The sequence below is a fragment of the Pseudomonas sp. NDM genome, assembly GCF_003105095.1.
In the GTDB taxonomy this organism is placed as follows: Bacteria; Pseudomonadota; Gammaproteobacteria; order Pseudomonadales; family Pseudomonadaceae; genus Aquipseudomonas; species Aquipseudomonas moraviensis_A.
This window is the reverse complement of record NZ_QETJ01000131.1, coordinates 1-14,246: the sequence shown is the minus strand read 5'-3', so window position 1 is coordinate 14,246 and position 14,246 is coordinate 1. Positions and strand designations below refer to the sequence as shown.

At 61.4% G+C, this 14,246-nt stretch carries 10 protein-coding genes; 5 read left to right on the top strand and 5 right to left on the bottom strand.

The features are described from left to right. Window positions 1-268 precede the first annotated feature (268 nt). From flgB to flgE, 4 genes are read left to right on the top strand one after another with little or no spacing between them, the layout of a single operon-like run. Entirely contained in the window at window positions 269-679 is a 411-nt protein-coding gene (gene flgB, locus DCO47_RS20805) for a flagellar basal body rod protein FlgB (protein ID WP_016773613.1), read from the top strand. Window positions 680-682: 3 nt separating this feature from the next. Next, the gene (gene flgC, locus DCO47_RS20800) at window positions 683-1,126 is read left to right on the top strand and encodes a flagellar basal body rod protein FlgC (protein ID WP_042607186.1); all 444 of its coding nucleotides are present in this window, start codon (window positions 683-685) and stop codon (window positions 1,124-1,126) included. A gap of 15 nt (window positions 1,127-1,141) precedes the next feature. Then, window positions 1,142-1,870 carry a flagellar hook assembly protein FlgD gene (gene flgD, locus DCO47_RS20795; protein ID WP_042607185.1) on the top strand — a complete coding sequence of 243 codons (729 nt, stop codon included), beginning with the start codon at window positions 1,142-1,144 and terminating at the stop codon, window positions 1,868-1,870. A 31-nt stretch (window positions 1,871-1,901) separates the two neighbouring features. Further along, window positions 1,902-3,236, top strand: coding sequence for a flagellar hook protein FlgE (flgE, locus tag DCO47_RS20790; protein WP_065616786.1), 1,335 nt, complete (start codon window positions 1,902-1,904; stop codon window positions 3,234-3,236). A 926-nt stretch (window positions 3,237-4,162) separates the two neighbouring features. On the opposite strand, the gene DCO47_RS20785 is transcribed toward flgE, so the two are convergent. The 5 genes from DCO47_RS20785 to pvdM all read right to left on the bottom strand — a co-directional run bounded on the left by DCO47_RS20785 (window position 4,163) and on the right by pvdM (window position 12,092). Then, on the bottom strand, window positions 4,163-6,646 hold the full coding sequence (locus DCO47_RS20785) for a TonB-dependent receptor (protein ID WP_177434362.1): 2,484 nt from the start codon (window positions 6,644-6,646) through the stop codon (window positions 4,163-4,165). A gap of 115 nt (window positions 6,647-6,761) precedes the next feature. After that, window positions 6,762-8,411, bottom strand: a complete 1,650-nt coding sequence (locus DCO47_RS20780) for a cyclic peptide export ABC transporter (RefSeq protein WP_042608389.1) — start codon at window positions 8,409-8,411, stop codon at window positions 6,762-6,764. A 108-nt stretch (window positions 8,412-8,519) separates the two neighbouring features. Further along, window positions 8,520-9,407: a formylglycine-generating enzyme family protein gene (locus tag DCO47_RS20775; RefSeq protein WP_116658826.1), complete on the bottom strand. Its 888-nt coding sequence runs from the start codon at window positions 9,405-9,407 to the stop codon at window positions 8,520-8,522. 37 nt (window positions 9,408-9,444) lie between these two features. Beyond that, on the bottom strand, window positions 9,445-10,731 hold the full coding sequence (locus DCO47_RS20770; protein ID WP_116658825.1) for an aminotransferase class V-fold PLP-dependent enzyme: 1,287 nt from the start codon (window positions 10,729-10,731) through the stop codon (window positions 9,445-9,447). Further along, entirely contained in the window at window positions 10,728-12,092 is a 1,365-nt protein-coding gene (pvdM, locus tag DCO47_RS20765) for a pyoverdine-tailoring dipeptidase-like protein PvdM (protein ID WP_116658824.1), read from the bottom strand. Before pvdM ends, DCO47_RS20770 begins: the two co-directional genes overlap by 4 nt. A gap of 206 nt (window positions 12,093-12,298) precedes the next feature. On the opposite strand from pvdM, the gene DCO47_RS20760 reads away from it, so the two are divergent. Beyond that, window positions 12,299-13,924 carry a PvdJ/PvdD/PvdP-like protein gene (locus DCO47_RS20760; protein ID WP_116658823.1) on the top strand — a complete coding sequence of 542 codons (1,626 nt, stop codon included), beginning with the start codon at window positions 12,299-12,301 and terminating at the stop codon, window positions 13,922-13,924. Window positions 13,925-14,246: the final 322 nt, after the last annotated feature.

Below are 14,246 nucleotides of genomic sequence, written 5' to 3'. Positions count from 1 at the left end.
TGCTCGCGATAGCGGTCTACCAGATGCCACATAAGTGACTGATACACCGCAATCGCGAGCAGGCTCACTCCTACAATGGATCTGCGGCGTCAGGGAGAGGGACGGCAAGCGGCAGAAAAGCGGCATCCAGCGGAAACCGGTTGCCGCTTTTCTGGCATTGCCGCTTTGCCTGTTCGGCGCAAAGCCCCGGAATACGGGGGTTCTTCCATTTGGCACGGCGCTTGCTAAAGCTCAGTTACGAAAAACCGGTCACCTGAAGGTTCCCGACATGAGCATCAGCTTCGACAAAGCGCTGGGCATTCACGAAAAGGCATTGGGCTTCCGCGCCCAGCGTGCTGAAGTGCTGGCCAACAACATCGCCAACGCCGACACCCCGAACTACAAGGCGCGGGATCTGGATTTCTCCAAAGTGCTCGAAGCACAGACCGAGAAGACCAAGACCGGCGGCCACTTTGCCCTGAACATGACCAACAGCCGCCACATCGAGGCTGAAGGGCTGGGCAACGGCGACGAGTCGCTGATGTATCGCACGCCGATGCAGCCTTCCATCGACCAGAACACCGTCGACGCTCAACTGGAACAGTCGAACTACGCGGAAAACGCGGTCGGCTTCCAGGCCAGCTTCACCTTGCTCAACAGCAAATTCAAAGGGCTGGTGTCAGCCCTGCGCGGAGAATAATCCATGTCCCTGTCCAGCGTTTTCAACATTGCCGGCAGCGGCATGAGCGCGCAGACCACGCGTCTGAACACCGTGGCGTCGAACATCGCCAACGCCGAAACCGTTTCGTCGAGCATCGACCAGACCTACCGCGCCCGTCACCCGGTGTTCGCCACCATGTTCCAGGGCGGCCAGGCCGGCGGCAGCGATTCGCTGTTCCAGAACCAGGACGCAGCCGGGCAGGGCGTGCAGGTGCTTGGCGTGGTCGAAGACCAGAGCAACCTCGAAGCGCGCTACGAGCCGAACCATCCGGCCGCTGACGCCAAGGGCTATGTCTATTACCCGAACGTCAACGTGGTGGAAGAAATGGCTGACATGATTTCCGCGAGTCGTTCGTTCCAGACCAACGCCGAAATGATGAACACCGCCAAAACCATGATGCAGAAGGTACTGACCCTCGGTCAGTAATAAGGGACGAATGCCATGAGCGTTACGGACACCACCAGCACCCTGAGCATGAAGGACATCCTGGCCAACTCGTCGAAGACGGCCAGCAGCACGACGCCGGGCGGCATCGCCTCGGCGACCAACAGTGCCACCGGCGGCCAGGCGCTGGGCAAGGATGCGTTCCTGCAATTGCTGGTCACCCAGCTGAAAAACCAGAACCCGCTCGACCCGCAGGACAACAGCGCTTTCGTGGCGCAACTGGCGCAGTTCAGCAGCCTTGAAGGCATCACCACGCTGAACTCCACCGTCAGTGGCCTTGCCGGCAACTACAACTCGTCGCAGGCGCTGCAGGCGTCGTCGCTGGTCGGTCGCAACGTGATCGTGCAGACCAACACCGCCCAGCTCGATGACCCGAGCAAAGGCCTGACCGGTTCGGTCACTGTGCCTTCGTCGATTGCCGGCGGCACCGTGACCATCACCGACAAGGACGGCAAAGCCGTGCGCACCATCGACCTCGGCAGCCGCGCTGCCGGCGATGCCAGCTTCACTTGGGACGGCAAGGACACTGCCGGCACCGTGGTTCCGGTCGGCACTTACACGTTCAAGGCCAACGCACCGATCAACGGCACCGCGACCGACCTGGCGACCTACCTGCCAGCGACGGTCAACAGCGTGACGATCAGCCAGACCGGTGGCGAGCTGATGCTCAACCTGGCCGGCAAGGGCACCGTTGCCCTGTCCAAAGTACAAACCATTGGTATATAGAGCCGACTAACCCGGCACGAAGGAGTGGAACATGTCTTTTAACATCGGCCTTAGCGGTCTCTATGCCGCCAACAAACAACTCGACGTAACCGGCAACAACATCGCCAACGTCGCCACCGCCGGGTTCAAATCCTCCCGCGCAGAATTCGAAGACGTGTATTCGTCGACTCGTCTGGGCAGCGGCAGCAAAGTCATCGGTAACGGCGTGCGCCTGGCCAACGTGTCCCAGCAGTTCACCCAGGGTGACATCAACAACACTGGCAACGTGCTGGACATGGGCATCAACGGTTCCGGCTTCTTCACCATGAGCAACAACGGCTCGATCTCGTACACCCGTGCCGGTACGTTCAAGGTCGACAACGCCGGTTACATCACCAACACCGACTACACCTCGCGTCTGCAGGGTTACGGTGTGGATGCCAACGGCAAGATCATCAACGGCGTGTTGACCGATCTGAAGATCGACACCTCGAACCTGGCGCCGAAGTCGTCTTCTTCGGTGACCTCGAGCATCAACCTCAATTCGTCTTCGCCAGTGATCGTTGATACCGGCGCCAGCGCCGTCAAATTCGACCCGTCGAAGCCTGAGACTTACACCAAGTCCTTCAGCACGCCGATCTATGACACTCAGGGCAATGCCCACGTCATGGATCAGTACATGGTCAAGACTGGCGGAAACACCTGGAAGGTTTACACCCTGGTCGATGGCCGTAACCCGGACGCTACCGGCAGCAACCCTGTGACCACTCCGCCGGTTGCTTCGACATTGTCGTTCGACAGCTCCGGCAAGCTGGTTCAGGTGAGCACGCCTAACCCGGCGGATCCAGCCAACCCGATCATCAGCAGCGATCTGAAGATGACCGGTTGGGTGCCGGGCACTGTGACCAATGGCGTGTTTACGCCTAACGGCGCGGCAGCGAACCCAAATGGCGTGACCATCTCGATGGCCAACACCACTCAGTACAACGCTGATACGTCACGTACGATTCCGACTCAGGATGGCTACGCCACTGGCCAGATCACCAACCTGACCATCGACGGCACCGGTACGCTGTTTGCCAACTTCAGCAACAACCAGAGCAAGGCGATCGGTCAGGTTGCGCTGGCCAGCTTCACCAACGAACAGGGCCTGCAGGCTGTGGGTGGCACTAGCTGGAAAGAGACGTTCGCTTCGGGTATCCCGGGTTACGACGCGCCGAAGACCGGTACTTTGGGTGAGGTGGTGTCCAACTCGCTGGAAGAGTCGAACGTTAACCTGACCAACGAGCTGGTTGATCTGATCAAGGGTCAGAGCAACTATCAGGCGAACGCCAAGACCATTTCGACGCAGAGCACGATTATGCAGACCATTATTCAGATGACCTGATTTGGGTTTCTGACTGGTTTTTTTGGGCCCCTCGGTTTTGAGGGGCTTTTTTTTTGGCCTTGGCGGCCTTTGGGCCGACCAGGCTGCTTGGGGTTTTGGGTGAATATCCATTTTTGCGGTGCTGCGGCTGGCGGTTCCGCTCTTACAGCGGGTCACTTTTGCAGACGCCCAAAAGTAACCAAAACGCTTTGCTCCTGCGTTCGGCCCTCGCAGGCTCGGGTTCCTTCGCTGCGGGATCGATCCGGGCGCAGCGGCTCCGGTTGGCTTCGCTGCACCTACACTCGCTGTGTTTGGCTGCGCCAAACGGTCGCTGCGCTCCCACACCCGGATCAATCCCTCCACTCAGCCTTCCGACGTCGCCCGTAGATCAACAGCACTCGAGCTTGCGCTCATTGTTGAGTGGTGCGGCTTCGCCGCGGGCAGCTGCGCTGTTTTGCTTTTCTGTAGGAGTGAGCCTGCTCGCGAAGGCGGCCTGTCAGCCGACCAGTTCTTGAAGTGGTACCCAATCCAACTGTAGGAGCTGCCGAAGGCTGCGATCTTTTGATCTGGCTTTTGCTTTGGCTTTTGATCTTGCTTTTGCTCTGGCTCTCGATCTTTTGCCCCTTCGGCAGGCTTCGTTACGGGATCGATCCTGGCGTGGGAGCGCAGCGACCGTACGACGCAGTCGTACACAGCGAGTGTAGGTGCAGCGAAGCCAACCGGAGCCGCTGCGCCCGGATCGGTCCCGTAACGAAGGTACCCCGAGCCCCAGCGAGCGGGCCGTACGCCGGGGCAAAGCCTTTTTGGTTACTTTTTCGGCGTTTGGAAAAAGTGACCCGCCGTAAGGGCGGAACCCTAAGTAGCCTTCACCGCAGCAACGGATATGCCCCCAATCCCAAAAAACAAAAAGCCCCGCCAAAGCGGGGCTTCCACACAACTAAGACCAATCAGAAATCAGCCTTCACCGACATCACAAAATTCCGCGGTTCGCCGTAGAAGTTACCGAACCCCTCGGTCCCGATGGTCGCGTAATAACGCTTGTCAAACAGGTTGTTGCCGTTCAACGCCACCGACCAGGTGTCATCAATCCGATAACCAATGCGACCGTTCCAGACCGCATAACCCGCGCCATCGACATTGTCCCCGCCCAGAGGCGAAACCCGGTAGGTGCCCGTCTGCGCATTGACACCCGCACCAATCGTCACCCGATCCAGCGGCCCGCTCAGGGCGTAATCACCCCATACGCGCAACAGGTGACGCGGCACGTAAGAGTTGTAGACCGCTCCATCCTGAGTCGCATCGGCGTCTTCCAGCACCTTGGTCTGGGTGTAGGTATAACCGGCCAGCAATTGCAGGCGCTCGATCACTTCACCGCTGACTTCAGCTTCAAAGCCCTGGGCGCGGACCTTGCCCGAGTTGATCTGGCACGAACTGTCTTCGCAACGCAGGTCATCCTGGGCCGCATCTTTCTGAATGGTGCGGAACAGGTTGAACGTGGTGTTCAAGCGACCATCGAACCACTCACCCTTGATCCCCAGTTCGTAGCTCTGGCCAATCAGCGGCTTGAGCGTGCTGCCATCGATGGTCTTGTACGAGCCTTGCGGGGTGAAGATGTCGGTGTAGCTGGCGTAGGCGGTCAGGTTGTCGTTGAGGTCGTAGAGCAGGCCGGCGAACGGCGTGACCTGGCCGGTTTCGGTGGACTTGGTGTTGACGTCGGTGCCTTCGCCGCGGAAGTACTGCACCGAATCGGTGTCGGATTTGTACCAGCTGACCCGGCTGCCGAGCACCAGTGTCATCGGGTCGGCGAGTTTCAGGCGGGCGATCGAGTAAGCGCCGTATTGCTTGATGTGCATGTCCACCGGGCCGCCACGGGAGGCGTTGGCCAGGTAGTAGCTTTCATCCGGCTGCGGGATGTTGTGGTTCGGGTTGAACACGTTCTGACGCTGTGGCAATGCCGCCACCGCGTAGAAGTCGTCCTTGTGCGAACGGCTGGCGTTGGCGCCGACGATCAGTTCGTGCTGCTGGCCGAAAGCGTCGAATTTGCCGTCGACGTAGGCATCGAAACCGTAATCGCGCTGGTCGTAGTCATAGGTACTGCCGAGCATCAGCGTATTGGTGGCGGTGGCGCCCAATGGCACGGTGCCGCTCGGGAAGGAATATTCCATGTCCTGGGTGTTGCGCGAGTAGACACCGGCGACTTTCAGCGACCAGTCGTCGTTGAACTGGTGTTTGACGTCGGCGAAGTAGGTGGCGCGTTTGCTGCGCTGGTTGTTCCACGAGGTGTTCAGGCAAGTGGAGCGTTTCAGGTGCAGGTCGGAGCCGTCGGCGTAGCGCGGCAGGCCGCCCCAGCACGGGGTGGCGTCGACGTCTTCATAGGCCATGCCCAGACCGAGGGTGGTGTCGGGGCTGAGATCGAAGTCCAGCGCGCCGTAGTAGATCTGGTCGCGGCGTTCAGCCACATCGTAGAAATACTGCCGGGTCTGCTGGGTGACGACGGCGCGACCACGCACGGTGCCGGCGTCGTTCAGCGGGCCGCCGGTGTCGACCTGGCCGCGATAGTTGTCCCAGGTGCCCGCCGACAGCGACAGCTGCGTGTGCGGGGTGTCCTGGCCGCGCTTGCGCACGAAGTTGACGCCGCCGGCGGTGCCGCCCGCGCCCTTCATCATGCCGGCCGCGCCGCGAAGGATTTCCACGCGGTCATAGATGGCCATGTCGCTGTTGAAGCTGTCCGCCTGCACGTAGCTGCTGCCGATGTCCAGCGGCACGCCGTCGTACTGGTACTGGCCGGTCATGCGGAAACCGCGCGAGTAGAAATACTTGCCGCCCATGGGCGAGTCGTAAACGGTGATGCCCGGGGTCTTCTCCATCACCTGTTCGATGGTGTTGAGGTTCTGGTCGTCGAGCATCTTGCGGGTCATCACCGTGACCGACTGCGGAGTTTCCTTGAGCGAATGCACGCCCTTGCCGATGGTCACGCCGCCGGTGGTGTAGGAGTTGCTGCCCTCGGTGGTGGCGCCGAGGCGGTTGGCGTTGACGTTGGTCGGGGCCAGTTCCATCGCACTGCCGCTGGTGGCCGGGCCGAGCACGGTGACGGTGTTGCCGTCACGCTGATAACGGATGCCGGTGCCGCTGAGCATCGCCTTGAGCGACTCGTCGTCCTGATAGCGGCCGTTGAGGGAGCTGGAACGCAGGCCTTGCAGGCTCTCCGGGCTGTAGACGATTTGCAGGCTGGTTTGCTGACCGAGGGTCTGCAGGGCCTGGGCCAGCGGTTGGGCAGGGATGTTCAGGGTCCATTCCTGCGCCTGGACATAGGGCGCCGCCGCGAGGGTCAGTGCCAGACCCAGGCCGCTACCGGCCAGGCGAGTGCGGGTCGCGCCGTGCATCAGCAGGGCTCGAGTCAGAGGGCGAAGCATGAAACGGGATGCGGACATGAGGTTAAGACCTTGGCAGGTATAGTTGTTAATGGTTCTTATTCATCTCATTAAGACGAGGAAGCCGCGGCAAACCGGAAAAGTTTTTTCTCCGGCTCGTTCGCGGCTGCCTCGATCAGGCGGGTTGCAGTTCGCTTTTGACCTTGCCGGCCTCCATGCGCACGAGCTGATCTGCGACGTCGAAGTAACGGTCGTCGTGGGAAATCACAATGATGGTTTTGCCCAGACGCTTGAGGTCGGGCAGCAGCTCGGTATAGAAGATCCGCCGGAACGTCGGATCCTGATCCGCGGCCCATTCGTCGAACACCAGCACCGGGCGCTCTTCGAGCCAGGCATTGACCAGTGCCAGGCGTTTGCGTTGGCCGGTGGACAGGTCGGTAGTGCTGAAGGCGCCGTCGCGCACGCTGACCTTGTGCGCAATCTCCAGGCGCTCGAGGTAGCGGGTGGCATCCTGTGGCACTTCACGATCGCCCTGAATCAGGTCATCGAACAGGTAGTAGTCGGCGAAAATCGTCGTGAAGTTCTGGCGGTAATCATCGCGGTTGACCGCGGTGATCGGCTTGTCGTTGACGCGGATTTCGCCCTCGGTCGGCGCATACAGGCCCAGCAGCAATTTGATCAGTGTGGTTTTGCCGCAGCCGTTCTCACCGACGATGAACACGATGTCGCCCTGTTCGATGCGCAGGTTTACCGGGCCGAGGCGAAACGGTTCGCTGCCTTCCACGGCCGGGAAGGCGTAGCGCACATTGCGCAGTTCCAGGCTCTCGACGGCGGCAGGCTTGTTGCCCTGATCCTGCAGCAGCAGGTGCGGCTCCGGCGAGGAGAACTGTTCGCTGAGTTCGGCGATGCGGCGGAAGGCAATCTGCGCGCGGCTGATGATTGGCAGGGTGCTGATCAGGTGTTCCAGCGGCCCCTTCATGTACAGCAGGACCAGAACAAAGCCGCTCATCACCGCTTTGTCGGCGCTCGGCCACAGCGATTGCAGGGCCAGAGCCATGCCGATGACCACGAAGAACAGCATCGAGCCAAACGACTTGGCGATGACAAAGGTGTTGATCGATTTGATCTGGGTGTCGCAGATCTTTTCCGCGGTTTTCTGAATGCCGGCGACGAACATGCGCTGGCGGCGCGGGCGGTGGATGCGCAGTTCCTTGGCGCCTTCGGCGATCGCGTTGTAGTGCTTTTGCAGTTCGTCTTCGGAGTCGCGGGCGGCATAGAAACCGCGCATGCCCTTGGCCCGCGCAATCGCCTGAATGGTGGTGCCGATGGCGATAGCGACCAGCATCATCAGGAACATCGGCCACGACAGCATGGCCAGATAGCCGAGGCAGCCAAGGGTCACGGTCATCGAGATCGCCAGCGGCGCGAAGGCGAAGGCGAAGTCGCTGATGGTGTCGACGTCGTGGGTCAGCACCGGAATCAGGCGATGGCTGCGGTAGCGTTCGATCTGGTCGATCGGCGCCGAGAGGACTTTCTCCCCGAGCTCTTTGCGCAGTTTGGCGATGATGTGCTGGCCGACGTAATTGGTGCCGATGTCCGAGAGGATCGTCGTCAGCAGGGCGAGGGCACAGAGTCCGGCGAAGATCATCACTACCGTGCGGGTCAGGCCGTCATCGGAGTGCAGGGCGTTGTTGATGGTCGCCAGCAGCACGGTGACGCTCAGGCCGCCGAGCATGCCGAGCACGATGGACGCCGAAACGATCAGGCGGAAGGGCTTGAGCAGGGCGAACAATTCGTTGATCGCCCCACGCGTAGGCTTGGTCATGGAGGATTCCTGCTTCGATGCGGAGAAAGTGCCGGTACTTAAGGAAAACGAATGGTCGCGGAGTTTCTTTAAACGAGCGCAGACGGGCTGCGCTCGTCGAGGGCATTGTCAGAGGTCGCGCACTACGCGAAAGCCCAGCCAGTCGCCCTGGCTGGTCGGCCAGCTGCTGTTGCGGTTGCCGGAGCGGGAGAAGATCGGCGCCTCGCCCCAGTCGTTGCCGCGCATGACCTGGCGCTCGCAGTTTTCCTGGGTCCACGGGCGACCGTCGGCGGGCACGCCGGAGTAGTCCGGGTGGTAGCAGTCGGCGGTCCATTCGTAGACGTTGCCGTGGGCGTCGAACACACCAAACGCGTTGGCCGGGAAGGTGCCGGCCGGCGAGGTGAAGTTGTAGCCGTCGGCCGCGCCGTAGGTGTTGGCGTGTTTGGCGATCTGGTAATCCTTGCCCTCGTCGAACGGGAACGGGAAGGGCCCGGTGCTGCCGCCCCGGGCGGCATATTCGCGGATCGATTCGCTTTGCAGGCGATAGGCGTGGCCGGTCTTTTTCGACAGCCAGTCGATGTAGCCCTGGGCCTCGGCGACGTTCATGCACACCGCCGGGTCGCGGGGCGTCTGTTTGAACTCGGGCTTGCCGGCGGTGCAGCGGCGGCCGGGGCGATCATCGAAGTCGTAGGGCTTGTTGCCGGTCTCGCGGACATAGGCGTCCCATTCGCCCACCAGCACCTGCGAGCGGCTGATGGCGAACGGTTTGCTGAAGGTCACCGTGTGCAACGGGCCTTCATCGGGCTGACGGCCGACTTCATCGTCCGGCGTGCCCATGGTGTAGCTGCCGGTCGGCAGCACGACCATTTCCGGGCAGTCTTTGCAGTCCTTGAACACTTTGCCCGGTGCGGGCGCGGTCGCCGCCAGCGCAGTGCCGGGCATCAGTGCGCCGCAGAGGGCGCTCAGCGCCAGTGCGGGCAGGGCTTTGGAGAGGAGTGACGCGTGAGGCTTTTTCATGGGTCGTCTCTTTGAAAGGGAAAACGGCAGTCGAGGATCAGGCGCGCAGCTTGTTGCCGAGGATGTTCATGAAGCGATCCACTTCGGCTTCGCTGTTGAGCAAGCCCGGCGCGGTACGAATCACCGGCCCGACGTCGCGGCTGACCGCGTCGCAGATCACCCGGTTCTGCATCAGCCAGGCAGCCACTGCATCGCTGTCCTGGTCCTTGATCCGGAAGAAGGTGAAACCGGCGGAAAACTGCGGATCGAGCGGGGTCACCAGTTCGATGTTGCGGTGCTCCTGCAGACGTTGCTTGAGGTAGCTGTTGAGCTGGTGAATGCGCGTCTGCACCTCGGCCTTGCCCAGTTGCAGGTGCAACTTGAAGGCTTCGTCCAGCGCCCAGCGATGCTCGAAGGCGTGGTAGCCGCCCGGGGTCATGATGGTCGAGAAGGCTGTGGCCTCGGAGAAGGTCGGCACGCTGGGGCTGACGTATTTCAGTTCTTCGGTGCGGCTGCAGACGATGCCGGTGCCGCGCGGGCCGAACATCCACTTGTGGGTGCCGGCGATGAAAAAGTCGCAGTTCATCTGCGGGAAACTCAGGTCGTCGACGCCGAAACCGTGCACGCCATCGACCACATAGATAAGCCTGTCCTTGTCGTCGCGCTGACGGTTGTGCTCGTCGACCAGATGTGAGATCTCGCTGATCGGCAGCTTCACACCGCTGCCTGAATGCACCCAGGTCATGCCCAGCACGCGGGTCTCGGGGCGGATATTGCGATTGATCGTGTCGAGCACCTGATCCAGAGAAATGCTCTGCGGGGTGTCGAACAGCTTGAGTTTGCGCACCTGGGTGCCGTCACGACGGCTGCGGAAGTCGAGGATGTTGCGCGTCGAGTAATGCTCGTGAACCGTGGTGAGAATTTCCTGATCCGCGCGCACTTGCACGCTGCCGTAGATCATCGCCAGGCCCTCGGTGGTGCTGCCGGTCAGGGCGATATGCGCCGGTTTGGCTTGCAGGTACTCGCCGGCCCAATTGCGCACGTTTTCTTCGCGTTTCTCGGTGACGCCCAGATCCCAATCCATCGCCAGACCCGGATTCAGATCCAGCGCCGCGCGATGGCGTTCGATGGCTTCGCGCACCGGTTTGGGGTGCGAGGTGACGAGGAAATTGGCGAAGTGAATCGCCTGGGGATCCTGATCGAACAACTGACGCAACTGCGCCCATTTATCCCGCGGCGCAGCGGCCGGCGCAGCGATTGCCGCCGGCGCAGTCAGGCTGGCGCCCAGGGGCAGGGCGGCTGCGAGCAGGCCGGCGTGTTTCAGAAAAGTGCGGCGATCAGTCATGGCCGGGCCACCTCCTGGCGCGACGCCAGTGCCGGTTTCGCGGCTTTCTGCACCTGATCCCAGACGCGCATGAAGTTGCCACCCCAGAGCTTGGCGATGTCCGCTTCGGAGTAGCCGCGCTGCAGCAGTTCGGCGGTGACGTTGCGGATCTCGCCGACGTTTTCCCAGCCTTTGATCCCGCCGCCATCATTGAAGTCCGAAGCGATGCCGACGTGGTCGATACCGATCTTGCGCACCGTGTAATCGATGGCATCACCGAAATCCTTGAGGGTGGCTTTCGGTTCTTCTTCGAGGATCGCGTAGAGGCCGCTGGCGTACTGGCCGAGCTTCTGTTCCGACCAGGCAGTGATGATCGGATCGCCGGGCATCAGCGCCATGGCCAGATTGGGCAGCGGCGGCAGATCGAAGCGCGCACGCAGCGCATTGAGTTTGTCCTGGGTGCCTTGGGTCAGCGGTTTCAGGTACTGCGAGAAGGCGACGACCTGCACCACGCCGCCACTGTTCTTGATCAGTTGCAGCTCTTTGTCGCTGAGGTTGCGCGGAATGTCTACGGCCGCCCGGGGCGCCGAGTGCGAGGCCACCAGCGGAGTGCGGCTGAGTTCGGCGACTTGCTCAAGGGCTTTGGTCGACATCTGCGAAACGTCGATGATCACGCCCAGATCGTTCAAACGTTGCACCGCTTGTTTGCCGATCTCAGAGAGCCCGTCGAGGGCGTCGGGCGAGTCATTGAAAAACGGCAGCGGTCGCGACGAGTCGGCCCAGCTGTTGTTGCCGATGTAACTGAAACCGAACATGCGCATGCCGCGCCCGGCCCACAGGTCGAGCTTGCTGAGGTCGTTGCCCAGCGGGTAGGCGTTGAGCATGCTGATGAAAATCGCAAACTTGCCTTCGCCGTGCAGTCGGCGGAAATCATCCGGCGTGTAGGCGATGCCGGCCTGATTGGGGAAGTCGCGAACGATCCCGGAGATGATCTTGTAGCGCACTTCCTGCTGGTTGCGCGCCTCTTCGACAAAACCCTCGGTCGGGCGGTGCGGGGCGTTCGGGCCATTCCACATTTCCGGCCAGCCGAACACCGTCAGCGCCGCACCGGACAGGCGCCCGCGATTGGCCTTGACCAGGTCGAACTGGCCCGAGCCATCCTTGTCGGCTTCGTGGTCGTGGCTGCCGAAACTCAGCGGCACGGTGATGTGGCTGTCGAACGACAGCAGGCGATCCTGCAATTCGGTCGCCTGTTTCATCACCTTCACCGGGTAGCCGGGGTTGTTCCAGTAATCCCAGGCCAGAAACCCTGCGCCGGCGCTGATCGCCAGGGCCAGTGGCAGGCCGATGAATAGAGCCTTTTTCCAACGCGGTTTTGTCATTGCCATCTCATTCAGGTTCGCCGTCGAGGTACAGGCGCAGGGGCCTTTGCTATCTGGGAAGAACGAGTGGCCGGGTGGCTAATTTAGGCGGCGTTACAAATGCCCGGCGCCGCCGTCGCGATGTTTTGCCGGCAGCGTAAATTTCCCCGTCGAGCAAACGTTCTAGCTTGGATAAAGCCTGCTTCATGGCTGACACAGGTAGGGCAATGACGATCTCTCGACGCTGGTTCATGGCGGGCATGGCACTCACGGGCGCCGCGCTGCCTGCCGCTTTTTATGCACATCGTGAACTGACTCGCGAGGAGTTTCCGATCACCCCGGGCGAGGCCACGGTCGATCTGGCGGACACCGCCGGGCAACAACTGGCGGACAATCTTCGCGGGGTCTGGGACATTCGCTTTACCGGTGCGGCGGCCGGGCTCGATGGCTTGCCGGCGCAAGGCCTGGAGCTGTTTCTCGACATCGCTCACCGTGGCCGTGGGCTGCGCGGTTATCTCGACACCGGTACCAATCTGCGTGCCGAGGGGCCTGCGCGTTATCAAGTGATCGGTGATCTGGCGCCGGGCAACGGCGCCGAGATGTATTGGCGCCTGCTGCGCACCGATGCGCCGTTAGCGCCACCGGTGTATGAGTTCAAAGTCAAACTGGATGAAGTCTGGGCGGCATTCGGCAATGCCGGCAGCGCCACGTTCACCGGGCAGGTCTTGCGCCTGGATCGGCCGTTGGCGTTGCCCGAGCTGGACAATCAGTTCATCGCCATCAAGCGACGCTTTCCCGAAGCCCGCGAACGCACCGGGCTCAATCCGCAACTGTTGGCCTGGCTGGTGGCGCCCGAACATCGGTTGTTCCATCAGCTCTGGCACGCCACGCGCGACAAGTGGCACAAGCTCTCGGAGAAAAAACGCGAAGCGCTGCGCGGTATCGGCTGGCAGCCCGGGCCGCGTGACAAGGAGCGCGATGCCCGTGGCCCACGCAAGGATCGCAATGGCTCCGGCGTGGACTTTTTCTTCATGCATCGGCACATGCTCGGCATCGCCCGGTCGATGCAGGATTTGCCGTCGTGGCCAGCGTTCCCGCAGCCGCAGCCAGAGCTGGAACGTGACCGACAGGGCTTCGCCCGCTATTTCGACAATCACGACGGCAACTCACTGCCGCCGACCTGGCTGGCCGAGGGCGATGACGAATACACCAAATGGGTCAGCGACATCAAAGCGGCGGAAACTTTCCAGAGCAATTTTCTGGTCTGGGAATCGCAGTACCGTGATCCGCGTTATTTATCGAAATTGACCCTCGGCCAGTTCGGTTCTGAAGTCGAACTGGGCCTGCACGACTGGCTGCACATGCGCTGGGCTTCGGTGGCGCGTGATCCGTCCAATGACATTCCGGTGCCGATGGCACGCGATCAGGCGGATTTCGCCGCGCGCTGGTATGCACCGGAAAACGACTTTCTCGGCGACCCGTTTTCCTCCCATGTGAACCCGGTGTTCTGGCGTTTCCACGGCTGGATCGATGATCGCCTGGAAGACTGGTTCCGCGCCCACGAGCGCTTTCATCCGGGTGAGGTGACCCGTCTGCAAGTCAATGGCGTGCCGTGGTTTGCACCGGGGCGCTGGGTGGAAGTCGCCGACCCTTGGCTCGGCCCCGACACCCACGGCTGCAGTACCGTGCCCGGCCTGCAAGTCGGGCGCTCGGTGGAGATGGACCCGGAAACCATGAAACTGGCGCTGCGCATCACCTTCGGCGACGAAGACAACTTGACCGAACTGTTCCGCAAAGTCCCCCGGCGACCGTGGTATGCACGGCATCTGAAGGTCAAGGGCCGACAGCTCTAGATCGGTTCAACACATACTCTGAATTGATCGCAATCCCTTGTAGGAGTGAGCCTGCTCGCGATGACGTCGTGTCAGTCACCCGTTATGCCGGATGACCCACCGCCATCGCAAGCAGGCTCACTCCTACAGGGGGTATTTATCGTGGCGAAGATTTTGGCCTGACCGAATGACCCCTGTGGGAGCTTGCTCGCGAAGGCTTTTTTTGGGGGGGGGTCTTTTTGAGTGAGTACATATCCGTTGCTGCGGTAACGGCTGCTTAAGGTTCCGCCCTTACGGCGGGTCACCTTTTTCAAACGCCAAAAAGGTAACCCAAAAGGCTTGC

Bases quoted from the DNA above. Each gene is read 5' to 3' on its own strand.
- flgB (WP_016773613.1), top strand. From the start codon at position 269: ATGAGCATCAGCTTCGACAAAGCGCTGGGCATTCACGAAAAGGCATTG.
- flgC (WP_042607186.1), top strand. From the start codon at position 683: ATGTCCCTGTCCAGCGTTTTCAACATTGCCGGCAGCGGCATGAGCGCG.
- flgD (WP_042607185.1), top strand. From the start codon at position 1,142: ATGAGCGTTACGGACACCACCAGCACCCTGAGCATGAAGGACATCCTG.
- flgE (WP_065616786.1), top strand. From the start codon at position 1,902: ATGTCTTTTAACATCGGCCTTAGCGGTCTCTATGCCGCCAACAAACAA.
- DCO47_RS20785 (WP_177434362.1), bottom strand. From the start codon at position 6,646: ATGTCCGCATCCCGTTTCATGCTTCGCCCTCTGACTCGAGCCCTGCTG.
- DCO47_RS20780 (WP_042608389.1), bottom strand. From the start codon at position 8,411: ATGACCAAGCCTACGCGTGGGGCGATCAACGAATTGTTCGCCCTGCTC.
- DCO47_RS20775 (WP_116658826.1), bottom strand. From the start codon at position 9,407: ATGAAAAAGCCTCACGCGTCACTCCTCTCCAAAGCCCTGCCCGCACTG.
- DCO47_RS20770 (WP_116658825.1), bottom strand. From the start codon at position 10,731: ATGACTGATCGCCGCACTTTTCTGAAACACGCCGGCCTGCTCGCAGCC.
- pvdM (WP_116658824.1), bottom strand. From the start codon at position 12,092: ATGACAAAACCGCGTTGGAAAAAGGCTCTATTCATCGGCCTGCCACTG.
- DCO47_RS20760 (WP_116658823.1), top strand. From the start codon at position 12,299: ATGACGATCTCTCGACGCTGGTTCATGGCGGGCATGGCACTCACGGGC.